General features: G+C 35.2%; 16 protein-coding genes, 6 tRNA genes and 1 pseudogene. 16 read left to right on the forward strand and 7 right to left on the reverse strand.

Features of this window, described 5'->3' with window-relative positions:
• Positions 1–3 precede the first annotated feature (3 nt).
• The 6 genes from JX304_RS10140 (at position 4) to JX304_RS10165 (ending at position 518) form a co-directional block, all read left to right on the forward strand.
• A tRNA-Phe gene (locus tag JX304_RS10140) sits at positions 4–76 on the forward strand.
• 15 nt (positions 77–91) lie between these two features.
• Positions 92–172, forward strand: a tRNA-Tyr gene (locus JX304_RS10145).
• A gap of 6 nt (positions 173–178) precedes the next feature.
• Positions 179–249, forward strand: a tRNA-Trp gene (locus tag JX304_RS10150).
• A 12-nt stretch (positions 250–261) separates the two neighbouring features.
• Positions 262–334: transfer RNA gene (locus JX304_RS10155), tRNA-His, on the forward strand.
• A 19-nt stretch (positions 335–353) separates the two neighbouring features.
• Positions 354–425 (forward strand) — tRNA-Gln (locus JX304_RS10160).
• A 9-nt stretch (positions 426–434) separates the two neighbouring features.
• Positions 435–518: transfer RNA gene (locus JX304_RS10165), tRNA-Leu, on the forward strand.
• A 74-nt stretch (positions 519–592) separates the two neighbouring features.
• On the opposite strand, the gene JX304_RS10170 is transcribed toward JX304_RS10165, so the two are convergent.
• The 5 genes from JX304_RS10170 to JX304_RS10190 are packed head-to-tail and all read right to left on the reverse strand — an operon-like array spanning position 593 to position 4,083.
• Positions 593–1,726 (reverse strand): tyrosine-type recombinase/integrase, encoded by a 1,134-nt coding sequence (locus tag JX304_RS10170; protein WP_205012457.1) that lies wholly within the window; start codon positions 1,724–1,726, stop codon positions 593–595.
• A 3-nt stretch (positions 1,727–1,729) separates the two neighbouring features.
• Positions 1,730–1,924, reverse strand: coding sequence for a DUF3173 domain-containing protein (locus tag JX304_RS10175; RefSeq protein ID WP_000598356.1), 195 nt, complete (start codon positions 1,922–1,924; stop codon positions 1,730–1,732).
• A gap of 59 nt (positions 1,925–1,983) precedes the next feature.
• Complete coding sequence (locus tag JX304_RS10180) at positions 1,984–2,370, reverse strand: hypothetical protein (RefSeq protein WP_001096843.1); 387 nt, start codon at positions 2,368–2,370, stop codon at positions 1,984–1,986.
• Positions 2,371–2,372: 2 nt separating this feature from the next.
• Complete coding sequence (locus tag JX304_RS10185) at positions 2,373–3,569, reverse strand: replication initiation factor domain-containing protein (protein WP_205012458.1); 1,197 nt, start codon at positions 3,567–3,569, stop codon at positions 2,373–2,375.
• A gap of 40 nt (positions 3,570–3,609) precedes the next feature.
• Positions 3,610–4,083 carry a hypothetical protein gene (locus JX304_RS10190; protein WP_205012459.1) on the reverse strand — a complete coding sequence of 158 codons (474 nt, stop codon included), beginning with the start codon at positions 4,081–4,083 and terminating at the stop codon, positions 3,610–3,612.
• A 320-nt stretch (positions 4,084–4,403) separates the two neighbouring features.
• On the opposite strand from JX304_RS10190, the gene JX304_RS10195 reads away from it, so the two are divergent.
• The 5 genes from JX304_RS10195 (at position 4,404) to JX304_RS10215 (ending at position 7,486) form a co-directional block, all read left to right on the forward strand.
• On the forward strand, positions 4,404–4,856 hold the full coding sequence (locus tag JX304_RS10195) for a helix-turn-helix domain-containing protein (RefSeq protein ID WP_205012460.1): 453 nt from the start codon (positions 4,404–4,406) through the stop codon (positions 4,854–4,856).
• A gap of 289 nt (positions 4,857–5,145) precedes the next feature.
• On the forward strand, positions 5,146–5,781 hold the full coding sequence (locus JX304_RS10200) for a DJ-1/PfpI family protein (RefSeq protein ID WP_123160772.1): 636 nt from the start codon (positions 5,146–5,148) through the stop codon (positions 5,779–5,781).
• A gap of 1 nt (position 5,782) precedes the next feature.
• The gene (locus JX304_RS10205; protein WP_205012461.1) at positions 5,783–6,307 is read left to right on the forward strand and encodes a DUF1697 domain-containing protein; all 525 of its coding nucleotides are present in this window, start codon (positions 5,783–5,785) and stop codon (positions 6,305–6,307) included.
• Between the two features lie 242 nt (positions 6,308–6,549).
• Complete coding sequence (locus JX304_RS10210) at positions 6,550–6,702, forward strand: hypothetical protein (RefSeq protein ID WP_239649435.1); 153 nt, start codon at positions 6,550–6,552, stop codon at positions 6,700–6,702.
• Between the two features lie 163 nt (positions 6,703–6,865).
• Positions 6,866–7,486, forward strand: a complete 621-nt coding sequence (locus JX304_RS10215; RefSeq protein ID WP_205012462.1) for a tetratricopeptide repeat protein — start codon at positions 6,866–6,868, stop codon at positions 7,484–7,486.
• A gap of 170 nt (positions 7,487–7,656) precedes the next feature.
• On the opposite strand, the pseudogene JX304_RS10220 reads toward JX304_RS10215, so the two are convergent.
• Both JX304_RS10220 and JX304_RS10225 read right to left on the reverse strand, forming a co-directional pair.
• A pseudogene (locus tag JX304_RS10220) lies at positions 7,657–8,972 on the reverse strand (beta-carotene 15,15'-monooxygenase).
• Between the two features lie 17 nt (positions 8,973–8,989).
• Positions 8,990–9,721: an ABC transporter ATP-binding protein gene (locus tag JX304_RS10225; protein WP_205012463.1), complete on the reverse strand. Its 732-nt coding sequence runs from the start codon at positions 9,719–9,721 to the stop codon at positions 8,990–8,992.
• Between the two features lie 826 nt (positions 9,722–10,547).
• Between JX304_RS10225 and JX304_RS10230 the strand changes: the two genes are divergently transcribed.
• From JX304_RS10230 to JX304_RS10250, 5 genes are all read left to right on the forward strand, one after another.
• Positions 10,548–10,985 carry a zinc-dependent MarR family transcriptional regulator gene (locus JX304_RS10230; protein ID WP_200772843.1) on the forward strand — a complete coding sequence of 146 codons (438 nt, stop codon included), beginning with the start codon at positions 10,548–10,550 and terminating at the stop codon, positions 10,983–10,985.
• A 1-nt stretch (position 10,986) separates the two neighbouring features.
• Positions 10,987–11,691 (forward strand): metal ABC transporter ATP-binding protein, encoded by a 705-nt coding sequence (locus tag JX304_RS10235; RefSeq protein WP_200772844.1) that lies wholly within the window; start codon positions 10,987–10,989, stop codon positions 11,689–11,691.
• A complete protein-coding gene (locus tag JX304_RS10240) occupies positions 11,684–12,487 on the forward strand; it encodes a metal ABC transporter permease (protein ID WP_205012464.1) in 804 nt (267 codons plus the stop codon). Before JX304_RS10235 ends, JX304_RS10240 begins: the two co-directional genes overlap by 8 nt.
• A gap of 2 nt (positions 12,488–12,489) precedes the next feature.
• Entirely contained in the window at positions 12,490–13,998 is a 1,509-nt protein-coding gene (locus tag JX304_RS10245; RefSeq protein WP_205012465.1) for a zinc ABC transporter substrate-binding protein AdcA, read from the forward strand.
• Positions 13,999–14,129: 131 nt separating this feature from the next.
• Positions 14,130–14,687, forward strand: coding sequence for a DUF6287 domain-containing protein (locus JX304_RS10250; RefSeq protein WP_205012466.1), 558 nt, complete (start codon positions 14,130–14,132; stop codon positions 14,685–14,687).
• Positions 14,688–14,864: the final 177 nt, after the last annotated feature.

Here is a 14,864-nt window from a genome sequence, read left to right on the forward strand (position 1 = left end):
TTTGGCTCGGTAGCTCAGTTGGTAGAGCAATGGATTGAAGCTCCATGTGTCGGCGGTTCGATTCCGTCTCGCGCCATCAATTCAATAATTCGGAAGGGTAGCGAAGAGGCTAAACGCGGCGGACTGTAAATCCGCTCCTTCGGGTTCGGGGGTTCGAATCCCTCCCCTTCCATCCTTTACGGGCATAGTTTAAAGGTAGAACTAAGGTCTCCAAAACCTTCAGTGTGGGTTCAATTCCTACTGCCCGTGTTAATAATTATGGCGGGTGTGGTGAAGTGGTTAACACACCAGATTGTGGCTCTGGCATGCGTGGGTTCGATCCCCATCACTCGCCTATTTATTATTTATATTATTGGGGTATAGCCAAGCGGTAAGGCAAGGGACTTTGACTCCCTCATGCGTTGGTTCGAATCCAGCTACCCCAGTTATACTTTGCCGGCGTGGCGGAATTGGCAGACGCGCTGGACTCAAAATCCAGTGTCCGCAAGGACGTGCCGGTTCGACCCCGGCCGCCGGTATAGTAATAAAGACAAGGTTTTCTGACCTTGTCTTTTTTTCTTTGTTGTGTGTCGAGTTACCAATTTTTTCCATTTTAAAATAAATCATCAAGTTTATTAGCCAATGTTTTCTGTTTGCTAGGGTACAAATGAGAATAAGTATCAATTGTTGTTGTAATAGATGCGTGTCCTAATCTTTCTTTGACAACAAGATAATCTTCTCCTTGATTTATAAGTAATGATGCATGTGAGTGTCTCAAATCATGAATTCTTATTTTCTTTAAATCTTTATCCCTTTCTAGTATTTGCTTAAACTTCTTATCAATCATATTTTTTGTAATTGTTATTGGTGTACTCTGTATTATTTGTAGTTCTTCAGTATTTTTCGTAAATTCCTCAAGTTTTCCTTTTTGTTTTACTTTCCAGTCTTTTAGCATTTCTGCTAATTTCTGATTTATTGTTATATTTCTAGTTCCTGATCGTGTTTTTGTTGTATTAATGTAGCTTGTATTATTGACAAAGTATACCGTTTTGGTAACGTAAATCGTATTTGTTAAAAGATTTATATCATTCCAGTTTAATGCGAGTATTTCTCCCATTCTCATTCCAGTAAAGAAAGCAATTACGAAAAACAGGTCATAGCTTATTTCATCATCTCGAATAAGTTCTCTAAATCTCGTGAACTCTTCTATACTCCAAAATTTGATATTAGGCTTCCTAATTGGTAATTTTCTAAGATTCTCAACAGGATTTTTATCAATGAGGGATTTTCTTATACCAGTATCAAAAATTTTTTTAAGTAAAATTAGAACCTTATTAATTGTATTATAGCTTAAAACTTCATTTTCATTTTGTTTTTTAGGTTTTGTTTTCAGGTATTCACGAAATTCGAATATATGGTCATACGTTAATTTATTTAAATTTGTATTTTTAAAATATGGCTTGATATGACGCTCATAATTGTTTCTTTGTGTACTTGTGTAGCTTACTTTTCTGCCATTTTTCAAATCATCTTCTTCAAGTAAGTCGAATAACATATCCGTTGTCACTACAAAGTCAAATTGTTTTTCTTTTAATTCTACAACTCGAATATGTTGTTCTAGTTCTAGGGCTTCCTTTTTAGATTTTAATCCTTTTCGAATGATACGTATTCTTTTTTGTGTGACGGGGTGAAAACCATTAGAAACATCAACGGTCCATTTACCACTTTTAGTTTTACGAATAGTCATTCATTATGCTTCTTTCTGTAGTTCAATTCCTAGTAGTTCTTCAGCGACACTGGCTGGAATTGTACCAATCCGTTTGTTATCGTAGATATTAAAACCACGATTCACTAATAGTAATTTGCCGGTATGGATAATCTTTCTTGCAGTTCCTGGAGCAAATCCAAGTTCGATAAGGTCATCTTTTGTTACAGTTTTAATCATGTAATCTCCTTTTCTAATAAGATTAAGTAAGGGGAGGATTAACTCCCCTTGTCTGATACTTATTTTTGTTTTACATCTACTAAATGGATAGCATCCGCCTTGTAATACATTGTCGTGCTAATCATAGTAGCTTGTAAATTGTCAAATGTTACTGGGACTTCATCCATTGCTTGGATATAGTCATTATCAACCAAGGCATCTGGATTGTCTACTGAGACTTGGGTTGATTTCTTTTTGAATTGTCCATCCTTGATTGTTACATTGTATTTCCAACCAATGATTTTATCGGTATTAAAACGTCTTTCGCTACCATCTCGGTTTTTGATAATTTCTCCGTTTGCATCTGCTCGGACTTCCGTTTCAAATTTTGGAATAACTTCATCCAATTCAAATTTTGTTCCAATGTTATTAAAATTCCAGTCATTTTGTGAAAGCATTTTTGCCATAATTAATTTCTCCTTTTGATATTTTCTTTGATTTTAGGGATTAAATCTTCTCTTTTAAAGAGAATTGCCCTTTCTATTAATCCACTTGCTAAATCTGGTGGATATTCCATGTTGTTGAGTGCGAGATAGTTAGATTTCTCATACTCGTGTAGTAAATTATTGTCGTATAGAAATTTATACGCTTTTAGAATAGCCCCTGAACCTTTATAAGTAAACCATTCTAATTTTTGTTCCAGTTCTGTTTTTGGTTTTGAAATAATGATAGAGACAGGTTTTGAGTGACCTAAAAACTTTTCCCAAGCTCTCAAAGGTTTTGAGAAATGGCTATCACTATAGAACCTCACTTTTTCTTTGAGATATCCCTTGGTAAAGTTGAGAAGATCTATTTCTGAATGCAACCATTCTTGAATGAAGTAGTGAGCTTTTTCTTTTCTAAGTTCTAACTCAGTTCTTATCCAATTTTCTATATAACGCTTGCTGATACCGAGCTTCTCAGCTCGTTCTAAGCGCTTATCGTAAATCCTAAGTCTTTCATCATCATTGGGTTTCCTCAAATATAAGGTCTGGCCGATTGTTTTATCTCCGTAGGTATTGTAGTAGGTGCTTTTCCCATATAGAAAGCGTTTTTTCTGACAAACCTTTAGAAGCTGATTAGGAGTGAAATAAGGTGTCTCATTAAAATCATCTATAGCAATATCAATTCGTCTGATTGAAAAACGATTGTAATTGTAGTAGAGATTGTTTAGAAACTGTCTTTCGGTCAGGCCATTTGGCTCTAATACCATATCTCTATAGAATTCGAGTGCCTGTCCTGACATGACAAGCATGTAGGACGACTCTTTCGCTCCATAGTAGATACGTGTATTCCCATAATGAAGCTGGCTATCATAGTTATAGTATTTAAGGCTCCCTTTATTCTCAATAAATAGGTCATAGTCAAGAAATAGGATGTCTTCGATTATTTCTCTTAGTGAAAATTCAGTCTTATCAAACTGAATTTGAATCCAGTCAAATACAGAACGTAAATGTTCATTTTTTGCCATAGATTTTGATTCAACTTTTTGCCTAATTTTGCCACCCTTAAAATCTCCAAAACCCTTGGGAATACTGAATTCTTTCGATGGTACACCTAACTTGCAGAGGGTGGTGTTACTACACACCCTATCGGTCAAAAATGGTCCGTCCGCATCTACGCTCATTTTCGGCTTTCTGCCTCATGGCTCAGCCGAAAACTCGCTATTAGCCGAACCTATTTTTTGACCTTTTGTTAACAAACCCTAGTAAGCCGGTTTGCATCGACACTTCAATATCTTGGATTTTCTTTTTTAGATTGGCATTCTCAATTTTTATCAGTCGTATTTCTCGCTTAAATTCCTGTTTTAAGGCGCTCAGTTCATCGTAGAGCTCATCTATTACTTGGTTTAGGGATTCATGCTCATTGTCGGCTAGACTCCCAAATACGGCTTGTATAGCCTCTTTGAGACCTATTTTGAGTTTTAGGTTAGCTAACTTTTGAAATTGTCTAAGGTCTTCGTCTGTAAAGTCATAGGCAATTGTATAACTTAATTGATGAGTTCTGGGATTTCTACTGATAGGAATTTTAATTTTCTTAAATTCCTTGCCACTTATCTCTTTAATCAGTTGGAGCCAATTTTTAAGAGTAGAGGTAGAGTTTAGGCCAGAAATTTGATTGACTAACTCTTTATTGGTCATCTTTTTGTGAAGCCTCCGAAATTTTCTTGTGCAACTGAAGAGTTTTCTGTGGTATAATTGTTACATAACATATTTTGATCTTGGAACGAACGGCACATTTGTTTCAAGATTTTTTTATTTTGTCGAATCTTACCTCCTTTATTAAAATTTTTTAAATTGACTACTAGTTACATACGCTTTTACCTCCTTTTATGCTATAATATTCTCAATGGAATATTTAATCTTAAAATAAATATTCCTTATGGAATAATTCCATTTTATACCGTTTAGAATATTTTGTCAAGCCAAAATATACCGAATCGAATATTTAAGGGGATGCAATGTTTAATAATGATTCTTTTGGAGAACGTCTTAAGGAACTGAGAAAGAGTAAGAAGTTAACTCAAGTACAAGTTTCTGAGATGATTGGTGTACAACAAGGTACTTATTCTCGTTGGGAGAATGGAACTTTAGAGCCTAATTTAGAAGCCGTTGTCAAATTAGCGAAATTATTTGATACTACGACAGATTATTTACTAGGAAAAACGATATACAGTACTCTAGATGTTATTCCTCATCCAATCACTAGAATTGATATGAAGAAGTTAAAAGAGTTTAATAAAACGGAACTAAATGATCTGAAATTTGCGATTGTTATGAATGGAATAAAAAATCATTTCACTGTATTTGACTATATGGATGAGCTAGTCTCTGAATATAATTTAGATGAAGAGGAGCAAGAAATATTGCATACTCTTTTTAAAGAGGTTTATGATTATTTTAATGCAGATTGATGATTTGTTTTTAGTTTCTAAATTCATTCTAGATGTTGGTACTATTTGTCATAATTCTTGACTCTGCTTTTAAACGGGAGCACAGTGATATTGAGGACAAGTAGTTGAAATGTTGCAGAAGTTGATAACATAAATACAAACCTACGGTGAGCCTCCGTAGGTTGTTTAATGTCTAAAAATCGCTATTTTACTGATGAAGTAAAAAACATTGGTATTACAGCGAAACACAAAATATGATACAATAAAAACAATTAATAGTTTGAACATTTATCAAAGAGGAGTAAGCATTATGAAAAATATTTATATGTATGTTCAAGATACTATGGCCGATTGGGAACACGGCTATTTGATGCATGCACTAAGTTTACAGGCTATGTTAGGAGAACCTAAAGTAAAATTATTAACGGTTTCTAAAGGGAAAAAGTCTATAAAAACTGCTGGAGGAATGACAATTGTTCCAGATTTTAATCTATATGATATAGATACTGCAAATACAGATGCTCTATTGCTTATCGGAGGAGATAGTTGGTTGAACAATGAGCAAGATGACGTTTTAGAACTTGCCTCTAAACTATTACAAGAAAATATCTTAGTTGGAGCTATCTGTGGAGCTACTTTGGGATTAGCCGAAAAAGGAATTTTAGATAATCGATATCATACAAGTAATGCTTCATTCTTTTTAAGCCAGATGAGCCAACATTATCAAGGGCATGGTTATTATAAAGATGAGATTGCAGTTCAAGACGGAAATCTTATTACTGCAAGTTCAGCCGGTTCTTTATTATGGGCTAAGTTTATTGTCGAAGAGTTGGGACTGTATTCAAAAACTACAGTCGAAGCATGGTTTAATTATTTTTCAACGGGAGATCCTCAATATTATGGCGAAATGATGAACTCTCTAGAAAAAGATGCATTGGAAAGTTAATATGAAAAAGATTATTTTCCTTCGTGGAGTAACACCAACTGGTACCAATAGAATTCCCAAAATGTCTTATTTAGTAGGAATCCTAACAGAAGTTGGTTTTTTAAATGTTCAAACATATATTCAGAGTGGGAATATACTGTTAGAATCAGAGTTATCTGACGAAGAAATCAGAAAGTTAGTTCATGATACGATTTTGGATAAAATTGGAGCCGATTTATCAATAATTATCAAAGAAATTAATCAATTAGAGATTGCTATTCAAGAAAACCCATTTGATAATACTTATGATAGTTCTCGTATTCATCTAGTTTTTACTAACGAAGAGATTCCCGAAAGTACTCTAACAGAACTTAGTAGAGAGAATTTTGGAGATGAAGAGTTCTATGGTGGTCACGAGTGTTGTTACCTATATTTACCACGTGATGCTCGAAAAAAACGTTTAAACACTAATTATCTTGAAAAGAAATTTGGAATTCGGATGACTATGCGAAAATTGAGTGTAGTTAACCGACTTTCAAAGTTTTAATCAGACAGAATCAGATAAAATTATATTAAAAAAACCTAGAAACACTTGAATCCATAATTTTGTGTAAACACTCACGAATAGTTTAAGAGTGTTAATCAAATAAGCTTTGAAGTGTGTTAAAACAGTAGCTAACCCCTTTTTGGATTCATTTAATTTGCTTGAAATTATAATCTTTAAACAAGATAACTACATAACGTTCCATATCCTCTATTGCAAATTTTTCAAAGGATGAATTTGATATTTTGAAACATTCAATAGCAGTTTCGGTGGCAAGAAATAAAATAAAGGCAACAGAACTAAAAGATAGAGTTATAGAAAAAAATCAGTTGTCAGAAAAAGATGCAGAACTTTTGAATAAGATTTTTGAAGAAGTTAAAACTTATTGGGAAAAATAGAAGGACGCCAGTCTTCAAAATTTCCTCCCAAAATGTGTCTAAAATATTAACGGAATTCCATTAAAGAAAGAACATTTAGAAGTTTCAATAGGTAAAGATTAGTATATTCTTGTTGAGTGATTTTATTTTATGAAGGTTGTTTATAGTTGAAAGGGGAAAATAGATGGTCTCTAAACTTGATACAGCATGGGACTTGTTTCTGGATGGAAAAACATCAGAAGCTAAAAAGTTGGTTGAACAAGATTTTTCCATTGATACCTGTACAGATTTTAGTCTTTTAAATCTGATGGGATATTTATTGTTAGCAGAAAAAGACTATGCCTCGTGTACCCATATCTTTGAGAAATACATTTTATTAGCTCAACAAAATGAAGATAAAGAACATGAACATATTGGCTTACATCAATTAGCGATGATCTACAGAGATCAGGGTGATTTTCATAAGGCTTTAAAACTCATTGAAGATGAAGAGAAGATAGTTGAAGAGTATTTTCCAAACGATAATCTAAAGAAAGCTGTGAATAACTACGAACAAGGCTATGTGAGATTGAAATTAAACAATCTTGATGAAGCTCTTACATTCATGAATCTGTCATTGGAACAATCTTTAGAGACTGATGATGTGATTTCTCAGGCTTGTAGCTACAGAGGGATAGGTGAGATCTATTTAGCCTTGGAAGATAAAGGATTAGCCAACACACATTTCAAACGAGCTATAGAACTTTTCGAAAGTGTTGGAGAGTTTGAAGGGGTAAAGGAAATTGAGGAATTGATTAATGAATGATTTGACATTTAGATTTTGCCATTAGTTTGTTTTTGCTTTGAAACTATGTTAGTCTAAGTTGCTAGTATTTTAAAAAGACAAGGTATTTTATCCTTGTCTTTTTCGTTTTAGTATTGCTTTTGTTTCAATGTCAATAAGTGTGTTCTTTTTGAATCAATAACTATTCCAATTTATCTATCTCTAAATATATAAAATCCCTTTGTAATACTATAAAAAATAACTAACAAAGAAATAACTATAAGACTCGGTTGCCAGAAACCTGATATATCTACTAAACTACGGCCTAAAAGTTGGCCAATAAAGCTAACTAAAATTAAAATAATTAAATTGAAAACTACTGATACTAATAAAATTAACACCGAATGTATTATTGCCTCGGCTATACGTATTTTAAAAAGTTGTAATCTTGACACTCCCAGTGTCTTTAACTGTTTAATGTCCTCAATATCTTTATTAGAAGATAAAATTGTAAGAGAAATAGAACTAGTAATAATCAGAATAATTGGAGCAGACAAATAAGCATAAAGGAAGCTCTTGCTTCTTGTACAGCGTTTGCTGTATTCATGAATGAATACATATTTTGGGTGTAAAGAATAAATCCAGAAATGAGAGTTACTCCCATACTCATTGAAGTTTGTATACTTTTCAAATAGCTAGGATTGGATAGTAGATTCCAAAAGCCTGTATTGATTACATAATTTTCAGTTGGTAATATCCTCATTAAAAATTTTATTAGAAACATTTGAATTGATGGAGATTTTGATTGAATAATAAGGATGTGAATAATTAATAAAAATAATATTATGCTTGACTGAGTTGCAATTATTTCTTTATTTCTGCTAAAACCTGCTGAAACAATAAAACCTATACATAGTAACCATAGAATTAAACGAGCAGAGATGTTAACAAAACCAGTTACTGTAACTTTTCTTTTTTTCTTTTTTGGTTTTAATATTGATGATATTTTAAGTATTCGACTCGAATAAAAGTAAGCCCCTATCCCGACAATTGTTGGGACTATAAAAACACTCAATAAAATTGATTGAATGTTGGCTGTAATAACTAAATCAGGTAACTCATCTCTTCCTAATAAATTTTGTAAAAATTTGTAGTAGCTATCTGCCATGAAGAATGAAAGTATTGTACCAATACTACTAACAATCACTGCCATTAAATAAAACTGTCCAGATACTAATAAAGATAGCTGAGTTCTGCTTGCGCCTAAGATAGCCCATAATTGGTAATCCTTTTTAAAGATATCTATTAGCAGTCTTATATTATTTGAAATAAGGAAAAATAGAGTAGTCCCGCCAAAAACTATTAGCATTTGAAAAAGTTGTGAAGCGTTAATATTAGCAGTCTTTATTGAACTAGCAATACCAAATAAAGATGTTCCAACAATCAGGCTAGATACAAATAGTAATGGTATTGTTCCTAACCATTGTCTTTTTGAGTACTGAAATTGGTAAATGATTAATTTTAGCATAATAAATCCTCCTCAAATTAATCTTTACTACTTTCAAGTGCTTGGTAGAGCTCATCAGCTGAAGGTTTAATAATTTGTCGAGATATTTTTCCGTCTTTTAAAATGAGTGCTCTGTCAGTTTTTGAAGCCAACTCAATATCATGAGTGACCATAAAAACACATTTTCCTTGACTCGCTAAATTACGAAGTGTTTCAAAAATAAGCTTTCTTGAGACGCTGTCCAGAGCTCCTGTTGGCTCATCAGCAAAAATAATTTTACTATCAGCTATTATTGCACGAGAAATAGCAACTTTTTGCTGTTCTCCACCTGATAAGGTAGAAACTAATGATGATAGTTCTGCTTTAAAATTCAAACTATCCAACATTTTTTTAACTTTATTGCTATCAACACTCTTTCCTGAAAGTCTCAGAGGAAGTGTAACATTTTCTAGAACAGGTAGAGCGGGTACCAGATTATAATTTTGAAAAATAATTGCAATATCTTGCCTTCTAAATTTAGCAAGTTTCCCTTCTTTTAAAGTGTATGGATTCACACCATTGATAACAACTTCGCCACTTGTTGGTTCAGATAAACTTGATAAACAACTTAATAAAGTAGACTTTCCAGAACCACTGACACCAAGGATTGATACAAATTCCCCATAATTGACAGATAAAGAAATATCTTTCAAAATAGATACAGTTTTATCTTGTCCTAGTAAAAATTCTTTTGAAAGATTTGTGACTTCAACAGCTAGATTATTAACCATAATAAATCCTCCTGGTCCCAGCGTCATATTTGATTTAATTATACAATATTGGAATCCTGTTAATATCAAGTAAGTAACTTATGAAACGTATTTTTAATGGATAAAATTTCTATTTCCTCTGGATCTCGTATAAAGGTCATTAGCGAACTAAGAATTTTTTCTATTTTCATAATAGTATCATAAACGAGGTTTCTTTGAAAGCGAAATCATAACTTTATTAAGAGGTACAGCTATTCTATACAAAATTTAAACATAAAACTTAGGTATACTTAATAAATGAGAATTAAAGTTAGCTATAACGAAGATAGTAGTATATGTAAAAAGGTTTTGATAGATCAGAGTTACTAAAAAGTTACTAAAATTTGAAAAATGAGTCTATTTTGAAAGATTCAAAAGTCCCAAAACCCTATTAAATCAAGGATATAAGATTTAAAAAGTGTATTCATAGAACTCAAAATCCAGTGTCCATTAGGACGTGCCGGTTCGACCCCGGCCGCCGGTATAGTATTAAAGACAAGGTTTTCGGACCTTGTCTTTTTCTTTTCTTTTATTTTATGTTAGAAAAGGAAATTTGTGAATATGAGTTTTAAATACATTAGAGAATGCAATTAGTATGTTTTGTGTATTTGATGGAATAAAGAGAAGGTTTGATTTTCCTCAATTTTATATTAGTAAATGATTGTATAATAAATTTATTACTTCACAGGATAAGAATACTTTTCCTTACAATATTGAGCATGATTTGAAATTTTTCCTTCTCCTTTTTCTTTTTTTGTGATATAATTAACCAGTAAAACATTTACCGGTTAATGAGAAGGAGTTTATTTTGTCTGAAGTTGCTAATAAAATTGATCGTTTTTTAAATTCGATTTTATTATTATCTGAGAATCAGCATGAAATTCTAGTTGGTTCTTGTACTAGTGGCGTTTCTTTAACTAACACGCAGGAACATATCTTGATGTTGGTTGCTGATGAGCCGCTGACAAATTCAGTTTTGTCTAAGAAATTAAATGTCAGTCAGGCGGCTATTACCAAGGCTGTCAAACCGTTGTTGAGTCAGGGTATGCTAGAGACCTATCGTGATGAAAATGATGCACGGGTACTCTATTATCGTTTGACGGATATTGGAAAGCCGATTGCATTGGAGCATCAGCATCACCATCTGCATACTCTTCATACGTATGAGGATGTATTGGGTAAATTTACTCAAAATGAACAAAGTGTGATTTCTCGATTTTTAGAATTATTAGAAAAGGAGTTGTGAGTTGAGGTATATTACGGTTTCAAATTTATCGTTCTATTATGATCGAGAACCGGTTCTGGAAGGGATCAATTACTACTTAGATAGTGGGGAGTTTGTTACCTTGACTGGGGAGAATGGTGCTGCTAAGTCAACCTTGATTAAGGCTAGCCTTGGCATCTTACAGCCCAAGGTTGGGACTGTTGAGATTTCAAAGACCAATGTAAATGGAAAGAAATTACGGATTGCTTATTTACCTCAACAAATTGCCAGTTTTAATGCAGGATTTCCAAGTACGGTTTATGAATTTGTGAAGTCAGGCCGTTACCCGCGGAAAGGTTGGTTTCGTAAATTAAATGAGCATGATGAACAACATATTCTTAAAAGTTTGGAATCTGTTGGAATGTTAGAGCATAAGAATCAAGCGATTGGATCTTTGTCTGGTGGCCAAAAACAACGAGCTGTTATTGCGAGAATGTTTGCATCTGATCCGGATATCTTTATTTTAGATGAACCGACAACAGGGATGGATGCCACAACAAAGAGTGATTTCTATGAATTAATGCACCATAGTGCGCATCATCATCAAAAATCTGTTTTAATGATTACCCATGACCCTGAAGAGGTAAGTCAGTTTGCGGACCGCAATATTCATTTGGTGCGAGACCAGAGCTCTCCTTGGAGATGTTTTAACGTCCATGGGACTGAAGGGGAGGGTTACCATGCTTGATTTATTTCAGTATGATTTTATGCAGCGGGCCTTACTAGCCATGATTGCGATGAGTCTTTTTTCTCCGGTATTAGGGATTTTCCTGATTTTAAGACGGCAGAGTTTGATGAGTGATACGCTGAGTCACGTTTCTTTGGCAGGGGTTGCTTTTGGGCTTTTCCTGGGTATTTCTCCAACGCTCTCGACCATGTTGATAGTGATTGTAGCAGCGGTCTTCCTAGAGTATTTGCGGACCTTATTTAAGGACTTTATGGAAATTGGGACGGCGATTTTGATGTCGACGGGTCTTGCACTCGCCTTGGTCCTGATGCGTGGTGGTGGAAAGAGCTCCATGAGCTTGGATCAGTATTTGTTTGGTTCGACCCTAACCATTACGGATGAGCAGGTGCTGGCCTTGTTTGTTATTGCCTTCGTTGTATTGGTGCTGACAGCCTTATTCTTGCGTCCTATGTATATTTTGACTTTTGATGAAGATACGGCTTTTGTGGATGGGCTTCCGGTCCGGACCATGTCTATCTTATTTAATGTGGTGACAGGGATTGCGATCGCTTTAATGATCCCTGCAGCAGGGTCTTTATTGGTCTCAACCATCATGGTCTTACCGGCTAGTATTGCCCTGAAACTTGGGAAGAACTTCCGTGGGGTCATGCTGATTGCAGTCATCATTGGCTTTATCGGTATGTTTAGTGGATTGATTTTGTCTTATATTGCTGATACACCAGCAAGTGCTAGCATCACGCTCTTATTTGTGGCTCTGTTCTTGCTTGTGAATCTTGGATCACGTTTGAGGAAGTAAATATGAAATATAAAAAAATAGGTTTAATGTTGTTGGTGGCTTTTGTCCTTATCTTGACAGCTTGTGGAAAAAGCCAGAGTAAAAATGAGAAACTGAAAGTGATGACCACTTTTTATCCTGTTTATGATTTTACAAAAAATATTGTTGGAGATGAAGGAACGGTGGATCTGCTGATTGGAGCGGGGTCTGAGCCTCATGAGTATGAACTGTCTGCTAAGGGACGGGCCATGATTCAAGATTCAGATGTCTTCGTCTATGAAAATGAAAACATGGAAACATGGGTGCCAAATCTTTTGAAATCCATGAAGGATAAGAAAACCAAAGCGATCGATGCCACCAAGGGCATGGTCTTGCTTCCTGGATTGGAAGAGGAACATGAACACGAAGGGGGCGAGGAGCACCATCATGAATATGATCCTCACCTTTGGCTCTCTCCACATCGTGCCATGAAGATGGTAGAGTCGATTCGCGATCAGTTGGTGGCAGCTTATCCAGATAAGAAAAAGACGTTTGAGAAAAATGCGCAAGCTTATCTGAAGAAATTACAGGCTTTGGATCAAGCGTATCAGGATGGCTTGAAAGATGCGAAACAAAAGAATTTCGTGACCCAACACGCCGCTTTCCGTTATTTGGCACTGGATTATGGCCTGAATCAGGTAGCTATTTCAGGGCTTTCACCTGATAGTGAGCCCTCTGCTGCACGATTGCGTGAATTGACAGAGTATATCAAGAAAAATGAGATCAAGGTCATTTACTTTGAGGAAAATGCTTCTAAGTCTTTGGCGAAAACCTTGTCTTCTGAAGCTGGTGTCGAGTTGGCTGTCTTAAATCCTTTGGAAAGTCTGACGGAGAAAGAAATGAAGGATGGCGAAGACTACGTGTCTGTCATGAAGGAGAATCTGAAGGCGCTAGAAAAAACAACGTCACAAGCTGGCAAGGACATTCAACCGGAACATGAGGAAGATACTAAGACGGTTCAAAAAGGCTATTTCGAGGATAGTCAAGTGAAGGATCGTAGCTTGGCCAATTATGCGGGAGATTGGAAATCCGTTTATCCATACTTGCAAGATGGAACTTTGGATCAGGTCTTTGATTACAAGGCAAAATTAAATCCAACCATGACTGCTGCTGAGTATAAGGAATATTATACCAAGGGTTACCAAACAGATATTGATCGGATCAAGATTGATAAGGATTCAATGGAGTTTTATCAAAAAGGATCTTCTAAGAAATATACCTATAAATACGTAGGGAAGCACATTTTGACTTATAAGAAGGGGAATCGTGGTGTTCGTTATCTCTTTGAAGCGAAAGAGAGCGATGCGGGAGACTTCAAATATGTTCAATTTAGTGACCATGAAATTACTCCGGTAAAGGCAGCTCACTTCCACATTTTCCATGGAGGAAAGAGTCAAGAGGCGCTCTATGATGAGTTGGAAAATTGGCCAACTTATTATCCTTCCAACTTATCTGGTTTAGAAGTTGCACAGGAAATGGTGGCTCATTCATAATCCGTATGCAAAGAAGTTGGGAGGAAACTCTCAGCTTCTTTTTGGTCTAAAATAGGGAGTGAAGCTTGTAAAATACTGGAAAATACGTTACAATGAAAGGGCTTTAAATAAAAATGTATGGGGAATTTTAAATGAAAAAAGTTGGTGCAATGTTAATAGGTCTTCTCAGTGTGCTCCTGTTAGTGGCTTGTTCGCAACAGGGAGCAAGCAAAAAATCAACCGCTTCATCTAGTCAAACGAGTGCTTCTTCTGAGGTCAAAAAGACGACAGCTTCTAGTTCAGAAGCCAAGGAGAAAGAAAAAAAAGAAGAGAAAAAAGAAGTGAAGAAAATGGATCTTGAAGCGATTGCTAATGGGGATTACAGCAGTATTGCTGGTGTCTGGCAAGATGATAAAGGAAACAAGCTGGTCTTTAACGACAAAGGGTTGGTTTCACAAGAGTTAGAGGGCTATGGAGCTTCTTTGACGGATTATGGCACCGCCTCAGAAGGCATTTATGGTGGTCGTGATGGGGGCTTCTTGTTGGAGTATATTCCTGCGGGAGTAACTATTGGTGATCAGGTCGATGATCAAGGACAAGTCGTCTTTAAGGATACATCAGATGTCTCTAAAAACCGTTTGTGGTCTGGTGTTGGTATCGCTAGTTTTGGGGAACAAGGCTCGATCTACTATCATGTAGGAGATGAATAACAGAAAAAAGAGGCTAGGACAAAAGTCCTAGCCTCTCAATTATTTTTGGATTATCGAGCAAGACGCAGTGGTTGAGTGGGCTCTACTACGCTGATTTCATCAGCTTTTACAGCCCTACTCAACTGTGCGGAGGTGGGACGACGAAATCGAATTCTAACGAATTACCGATTTCTGTCC

Origin of the sequence: Streptococcus parasanguinis (genome assembly GCF_901875555.1) — a bacterium.
GTDB lineage: Bacteria > Bacillota > Bacilli > Lactobacillales > Streptococcaceae > Streptococcus > Streptococcus parasanguinis_H.